We start from the raw sequence: 6,986 nt of genomic DNA on the forward strand, positions 1-6,986 counted from the left end.
GCCAGATTCAATGCTGAACATTGGAAGCAACCCCTAGTCATCATTGACGAATCTGAGCAGGTAATTTGGCATTCACTCTCTGCTACCACCGAAGTTAAAAAACATCGGGTCGAAGTCCTCAACCAACTTTCACAGCTGTTCAAGAATGCTATCGCTCCTGGTCGTGGCAGAATTATCGTCGCTGATGCTGATTTATCGGATTTATCAGCCCAGATGGTCATGGGTCTAGCAGAAACCAAAGTTACCCCTTGGGTTGTGGTCAACACCTGGAAGGGTCAACCCTGGAATATTTACAACTACAAACAAACTACCCCTATCTGCTGGTTAGCTGCTCTTGAAGCCCACATTAAAACGGGGGGTAAGCCGTTTATTGCCGTTGACGCTCAAAAAGCCAAATCTAAATGGGGAACCAAAGTTTTAGAGGCTAAGTTAAAGAAAAAATTCCCCAACCACAGAATACTCCGCATTGACTCAGAAACTATTGTTGACCCAGAACACGCCGCTTATGCCTGCATTGAGCGACTTAACCAGATACTCATGGAGTATGACATTGTGCTGGCTTCCCCTTCCATTGGTACGGGGGTGAGCATCGACATTAGAGGGCATTTCACCAGCGTTTGGGGGTGCTTCCAGGGGGTTGCCCCGGAAAATGCTACTCGCCAAGCTTTAGCCCGTGTCCGTGAAGAAGTAGAGCGCCATCTGTGGGTTGCCCGTCACGGGGTCGGCAAGGTTGGTAATGGAGCAACAAACGTTAAATCACTTCTGGCTAGTGAACATCAATGCTTTAAAGCTAATTTGAGGTTGCTACAGGATGCCTCAATGGTAATAGATGGTGATGAAATCAACATCAACCGCACTGCTTTGACCATTTTTGGCAAAATGAGCTGTCGGATTAATGCTGGCATGATTCATTACCGTGAGTCGGTAGTTGAAGCATTAACCGACGAAGGCCACAACATTATCGATGTTTATGACAACAAAACCCGAATCATCTTAGAGAAACTGATTACCAAGCAAAGAGATGACCTCTACAATGCTGAGTGTGAGAATGTCTGTGCTGCGGATACCAGCCATTTGACCCCGGCTAAATATGAGGCATTACAACAACAACGCTCTAAAACCACAACTGAACGCAACATTGAACGCAAATACAAGCTTGAACAGCGTTACGGCGTAGAAGTTACCCCCGAACTGGTAAAAAAAGACGACGCTGGCTATTACCCACAACTGCGGCTGTGTTATTACCTGACTGTGGGTAGGGCGTATGTTGCCGAGCGCGATCGCTCATTGGGGGAAAAGATGCTTCAAGCCAAGAGCGCATGGCTACCGGATTTTAACGGCGGTCAAAAGAGTTTGGTGATTCATGCCTTAGAAAAGTTCAACATCCCCAATTTCATCAAGAGCGATCGCTCACTCAGGGGAACTGATGAAGACTTGGTACAGATGGCTAACAATGCCCTATCTGTGAAGTGGCAAGTCAAAACCGTTCTGGATATTACCTTGAATGATTCAGACACGCCCATCGTCATCTTGCGCCGCTTCCTGAAGAAGATAGGGCTGAAACTTAAATATAAAGGTCGTGATGGCACTGGCGATCGCCAACGAATTTATCATGTGGTTGGTGCTGACGATGGACGTGAGCAAATTTTCCAGCACTGGCTGGCTAAAGAGAAAGAGAAAGAGAAAGTAGCAGCTTAACTACAATTTCAATTCTCCACCCAACTAAATAGCTGTGCGCGTTGTAGCCCATTGACTACAGCTAGTCTCGTCATGGGTTGTTTACATCTATTGCGCCTTTTTTAGAGGGCTGATGAGCTAGTGGTGCGATAGTTGACCAAGATACAGTCTCAAAATGCCATTTTTTTGTCACGTCCACTAACGGTAATTAAATAGATAAACAAGTTTACTGGACAAGTAATACAATCCCATCCTTATCAACCCCTCAAACCCCCAATATTTCTATACAGTGTTGGGGCGGCTGGCGCTCAATGCTGACCCAGGCATTGGTAATGTGCTTGATACTGTGTTTCCCTGCTGTGAAGCATAGACAATACTGCTAGAAGGAGTTTAAATAATGTGCCAATAAGGTATTCCACATTAATAGTGCATAACAATTACGGCTTTCTACGGCATAAGCAATGTGTAAATGCCGTGTTCCACATAACGAGTGCATGAAAATTACTGTTTATCAAGGTACAGCCCATGTATAAACGCAGTAGTAGCTTGAGAACCAACGATTTTTGTAGCATTTCCGCCTCAAAAAATTGGGATTAAAAAGATTGCGTACTGTGCGAGGCTTCAAACACTCAAAAATTGACTTGAAACACTGAGCAGTTTTCTTACTGAAAATCAACCATACTGAAAACAGCTTTTTTGACTAACCTTGCCCTTGTCCGTTTGGTGGTGGCGGGTAAAATTTTGGGCGCTCACCAGAACCCAACTGCCAGCCCGTGACTTTAGCCAAATATTTCTCCTCTGTCGTCCTTTCAGTTTCAGCCAGCCGCTTCAAGGTGGTAGCGGTCAGATCCAAACGTCGCATGATTTCGGTTTTACTCAACCCCTCCCTGGCTTCCTTGACCGAGTAGATGAACTGACCCCCTTCTATACTGGTGTTTTCTGCTAAATGCTCCTCAACCCCACTAGCAAGGCTGATGGCTCCAGCCGCGATAAGGGCTTCCCTCATCTGCTGCATCTGCCTTTCTAGCTGGGTCAGCCGAGGCGGAATGTTTTCTTGCTCCAGGGCAGTCACTCTAGGGCCAAGGTCAGCATCCCCCAGAGGGCGACCGTCTTTTTTCAGGAAGTGTTCGACAATCAGCGAGACAGCAGAGGAGATAGAGCGTTGATAATTGTCATCCATCCACTTCTTGAGTTGTTCATGCACATCCTTGGGTAAATAAGCCGTAACTTGTACGCTCTTGTTATCAGCATCTTCCATACATTGTCCCTACGGTTAAACAAGGTTTTTATAATGTGCTTTTACAGTGAAGTGCATTAAAGAAGCATTGCCAATACTGCACTTAACTTTATTAGTAATGTAACAAGTGCTGTTATTAACAGTGCCTAAGCATTGCTAAATATTGTTATTTAAGGCATTAATAAATTGCTTTAGCCTTAAAAAGCATAATTAAAACATAAGTAGTTATGCTATCCAATGTGTAAGCAATGTGTAACCAATGTGGAACACCTTAAATTAGCATTATTATTTATGCTAATTACGACCAAATGCTTATACAGTGCTGAATACAGCTTTTTTAAGCTAAAACCCACACTCTAGGCGTAAGATATTTGAATCGAGTCGAGCTACCCAATGAAACGTCCTATCTGCCCTCATGAGGCCACAAGAGAATGGTTATATCTTGAGTCAATTGACTACATTGCTGAGTGTTTAGAGGCTTGTCTTGACGCTTCAATGCTGGCGGATTTACGTGAAATATTCCCTCGTCAAGCCCTACGAGTTGCCAGTCCTAAATTAAGTCTTGCTCAGAGGCAAAAAATCACCTATTGGTTGCAGCTGTTGAACGAAGATGACTTAGCTGCATAACACTGAAAGTTTAGTTTTATTGGTTGGCCAGTGTTAAACCTCTTAAGCCAGCTTACAAGTCTTCTCTGCTGTAAAGTTTTGGCGTAAATTCATGGTTATTAGGTTCACTGACTTGGTTTGCTGAAGCTTTTTGCTGTTGTTGTGTCGCCTGTTTGCTTTTTCTCTTACTCTGAGCATTATTTTCTGAGGATTTATCAGCTTCATGACTGGTTTGAACTGCTTTTTGAGCTTCTGTAGTCGGCTCTGATGATTCGTTATTGCCTGACGACTGGGCTTTTTTAACACTCCGGCTGCTTTTCTTTAACTCACCAATTAAATACTTGATTCTGCTGCCACTCAAATGAATACCCAGCCCCTTCAGCATCTCTGCGACTTCATCATAAGTGTAGCCATACTTAGAGGAGGTCAGTTTCTCAATGTAGCGTCTCATTTTCCTCACTGCCTCTCTGTCAGATACATCCTCTCGCTCTTTCGGCTTCTGCTCCTTCAGCAATGAGATGGCCTTATCAACCTTGCTCTTAGTGATGACCTCAGACTTCTCATGTTCAGCCATTGTTATCTCATGTAGTGATTGATTATTAATTATCGGCTATCTGAAAACGTCTATACCAATCTGTTTTCAAAATGCTAAAAAAAATTGACTATGACGGCTACGCCGAATCTGAGATTTTAATCAAAGCGGCTACGCCGAATCAGTTCTTACTATGACGGCTACGCCGAACCATGTCTTACTGTAGTGGCTACGCCAAAGCAGATTTTCTTGTGACAGCTACGCTGTTATTATCATTCAACTGATGTTAAAGAATCTAACTAGAACGGCTACGCCGAATCAGTTCTTATTGTAGCGGCTACGCCGAATCTAAAACTTTAATATTGTGGCTACGCCAAATCTAGAATTTACCCAGTGCTTCATTATGAACTATTACGGCTACGCCGTTGTTATATTCCTTTCCCCGTTGTAGGATTGAGTCAGCCTCACGGCTACGCCGTGACCTGCACAGAGACTCTGCACCCTTCCCAAAATTTGGGCTAGAAGCAAGCCGTGTTTTTTGCCTGCGGCAAACCTCGCTACGCTCGGACAACAGACTTGCCAAAGGGGGAAGTACCCCCCCTTTGGAAACCCCCTCTCGTAAGTTGCAGTTATGCGTCCTAAACTGTCAAAAAACTTGCTGCGTAACAAGACATTGGAAGCTCGTGTTAATGCAATAGAACACGAGATGATTAAGCTGAAAGCACAAGACGCGGGACTGTCGATAGCTGAGTTCACCAGACGTAGTGTTTTATTAAAACCACTGCCAAGAAGACTGAGTAAAATAACCTTGGCAACATATAGAGAATTAGTTCGCATCGGCAACAATATTAATCAACTCACCAGAGCAACAAACACCGCCATAAAAATGGGAGTGCAACCACCAGTATATCCATACCAACTACAAGAATTACGAAATCTTCTACAACAAATTGGTCGGGAATTATCTTCTATTGAAACTGAAGTCATTGATGACGATGACGATGACATTGACGATGAAGATTCGGAGGAGTGGGAGTAAAAATGATTGGCAATCAAACCAAAGGTCAAAGCTTTCGCGGACTCTTGGAATATCTCTCAAATCGAGAAGAGTCATCTTTAATCGGTGGCAATATGTTTGGGAGAAATGCTCGTGAATTGGCAAGAGAATTTCGACTATCTCGACAACTAAATCCCGAAGCTGTTAAAGTAGTTCACCACGTTTCACTATCACTAAGCCCAGGCGAACAACTAGACAATGATACTTGGTGCGAAATAGCCGATAAGTATATGGTGGCAATGGGTTACACATCTAACCAATATGCCATCTATCGCCACAGCGACCACGACCATGATCATATACACATTTGCGCTAGTAGAATCAATTTGGATGACGGGAAGATTACCAGTGATAGTTGGGAGTATGTACGCTCAGAAAAAATTATTCGCCAGTTAGAAATGGAGTATGGTTTACAGCAGACTATTGGTAGTAAAGAGAAACTTAACCGCGCCCCAAGTGTAGGACAACAGCGACGAGTTGAAAGAGAAAAACTAGAGTATGAGCAGGGTTTAAGAAATACAGCGCCACAACAGCCAATAAAAACCCAGCTAATTGAATTAATTGACCGCACCACAGTAGATAAACCAACCATGCCCCAACTGATTGAACGATTGCAACTGTTGGATGTAGAAGTGCGCCACGGGCTAACGCGCAATGGTAAAAGTAAAGGTATCTCCTACTCGTGGAATGACCAAAAATTTAGCGGTACATCTTTGGGGCCTGCCTATACCTTTCCTGGTCTGCAAAAACATCGCGCTGTTGGCTACCTACCAGAACGTGATGATGAGCCTATTCATGAATTGCTGCTAAAACCTGTGAAACCACTTCCAGTTGAGGAGAGACAAAACCTATTTCAAGAGATTGAACGCAAACAGCAACAGCCTCAGTTCACTCCACCACCAGAGGATCTAGTTCTGTGGCAAGTATTACACAAGTATTTGAACCAAAAACGCTACATAGACAATTATATTGTGCAAGGATTACATGATCTTCAGTTGCTTTACATGGATGAGCAACGGAATATTGTGTTTATCAAACGTAATCTGGATGATAAAGACACCGGTGCATTAGTTTGGTCAAACCCAAGGCTAAGTCATCAGGCTGTCGAGTACGACCAAAACACCTCTGCATCGAATGGTTGGTTTTATCTGAGATTGGGAGAGAAACCAACAGACAAGGTGAAAAACGTCTTTCTGTGTTCTACACCAATTGATGCGATGTCAGCCGCCACATACCTTATCCACCAATGCAAAGGGCTACCGCCAACTAGAACCATGTTTATGGTAGCTGATGACCCGAATAACCTACCTATGGAATTTCTCAAAGATACTAATCAAGTTTTCCTGGCGTTTAATAATGATCCGCAAGGGAATACTGCTGCTAGTGCAGTATTAGAATTGTTGCCCCAGAGTAAGAGAGTGACAACTTTTAAGCCTGATTGGAGTCAGGAATTAGTAGCTCTGCTGTGGGAGGAGCAACAAAAGCAGCGACAACAGGATCGTGGTTTTAGTCTGTGAGCCGCGCGGAGCGTACACCTGACTCGTGGGTTAAGTTCAAGAAAGAATTTTTGAAACACAATTGCAACATATCATGATTACGCATTGTCAATAAGACCCCAGCTTATTGACAATAAAAAATGCTCAAAAAAGCGGCTGTAATTGAGACTGGATAAGAGTTACAGAAGATTTTTTTCAAAAACAGTGGACGGCCAAACTATCAAAAACTGGTCATTTTTGTCCTTTTGGACGGCCGTTGACAGTTGGGCATTTGTGTGACTTGAACGAAAAAATGAGCCAAATTGTGAACAATAAAATGAGCCATAATTAACGGCAAAATAAGCCTTATGGGAAAAAGCGAAATAAAACTTTGCAATCAAA

General features: G+C 43.4%; 8 protein-coding genes. 4 read left to right on the plus strand and 4 right to left on the minus strand.

Annotation, left to right across the window (positions count from 1 at the left end; all coding sequences use genetic code 11):
* On the plus strand, positions 1 to 1,698 hold a 1,698-nt coding region (locus H6G14_RS32460), incomplete at its 5' end, for a plasmid replication protein, CyRepA1 family (protein ID WP_338421256.1).
* A gap of 679 nt (positions 1,699 to 2,377) precedes the next feature.
* Here H6G14_RS32460 and H6G14_RS32465 read toward each other — a convergent pair.
* Positions 2,378 to 2,857 carry a hypothetical protein gene (locus tag H6G14_RS32465; RefSeq protein WP_190573035.1) on the minus strand — a complete coding sequence of 160 codons (480 nt, stop codon included), beginning with the start codon at positions 2,855 to 2,857 and terminating at the stop codon, positions 2,378 to 2,380.
* Positions 2,858 to 3,307: 450 nt separating this feature from the next.
* Here H6G14_RS32465 and H6G14_RS32470 point away from each other — a divergent pair, with 450 nt between their 5' ends.
* Positions 3,308 to 3,541 (plus strand): hypothetical protein, encoded by a 234-nt coding sequence (locus tag H6G14_RS32470; RefSeq protein WP_190573037.1) that lies wholly within the window; start codon positions 3,308 to 3,310, stop codon positions 3,539 to 3,541.
* A gap of 52 nt (positions 3,542 to 3,593) precedes the next feature.
* Here the strand turns inward: H6G14_RS32470 and H6G14_RS32475 are convergent, their stop codons facing one another.
* Together H6G14_RS32475 and H6G14_RS32480 are read right to left on the minus strand one after the other, a co-directional pair.
* Positions 3,594 to 4,094, minus strand: coding sequence for a hypothetical protein (locus tag H6G14_RS32475; protein WP_190573039.1), 501 nt, complete (start codon positions 4,092 to 4,094; stop codon positions 3,594 to 3,596).
* 337 nt (positions 4,095 to 4,431) lie between these two features.
* Positions 4,432 to 4,635, minus strand: coding sequence for a hypothetical protein (locus H6G14_RS32480; protein WP_190573041.1), 204 nt, complete (start codon positions 4,633 to 4,635; stop codon positions 4,432 to 4,434).
* Positions 4,636 to 4,683: 48 nt separating this feature from the next.
* Here H6G14_RS32480 and H6G14_RS32485 point away from each other — a divergent pair, with 48 nt between their 5' ends.
* Together H6G14_RS32485 and H6G14_RS32490 are read left to right on the plus strand one after the other, a co-directional pair.
* A complete protein-coding gene (locus H6G14_RS32485) occupies positions 4,684 to 5,091 on the plus strand; it encodes a plasmid mobilization protein (RefSeq protein WP_242054332.1) in 408 nt (135 codons plus the stop codon).
* Positions 5,092 to 5,093: 2 nt separating this feature from the next.
* Positions 5,094 to 6,626, plus strand: a complete 1,533-nt coding sequence (locus tag H6G14_RS32490; RefSeq protein WP_190573042.1) for a relaxase/mobilization nuclease domain-containing protein — start codon at positions 5,094 to 5,096, stop codon at positions 6,624 to 6,626.
* 158 nt (positions 6,627 to 6,784) lie between these two features.
* Here the strand turns inward: H6G14_RS32490 and H6G14_RS33425 are convergent.
* Positions 6,785 to 6,986 (minus strand): hypothetical protein (locus tag H6G14_RS33425; RefSeq protein ID WP_206757625.1); only part of this gene is annotated, 202 nt, incomplete at its 5' end.

Source organism: Nostoc parmelioides FACHB-3921 (assembly GCF_014696625.1).
Lineage (GTDB): Bacteria > Cyanobacteriota > Cyanobacteriia > Cyanobacteriales > Nostocaceae > Trichormus > Trichormus parmelioides.

Excerpts from the sequence above, each read along its gene's own strand:
- H6G14_RS32465 (WP_190573035.1), bottom strand. The coding sequence starts at position 2,857 with ATGGATGACAATTATCAACGCTCTATCTCCTCTGCTGTCTCGCTGATT.
- H6G14_RS32470 (WP_190573037.1), top strand. The coding sequence starts at position 3,308 with ATGAAACGTCCTATCTGCCCTCATGAGGCCACAAGAGAATGGTTATAT.
- H6G14_RS32475 (WP_190573039.1), bottom strand. The coding sequence starts at position 4,094 with ATGGCTGAACATGAGAAGTCTGAGGTCATCACTAAGAGCAAGGTTGAT.
- H6G14_RS32485 (WP_242054332.1), top strand. The coding sequence starts at position 4,684 with ATGCGTCCTAAACTGTCAAAAAACTTGCTGCGTAACAAGACATTGGAA.
- H6G14_RS32490 (WP_190573042.1), top strand. The coding sequence starts at position 5,094 with ATGATTGGCAATCAAACCAAAGGTCAAAGCTTTCGCGGACTCTTGGAA.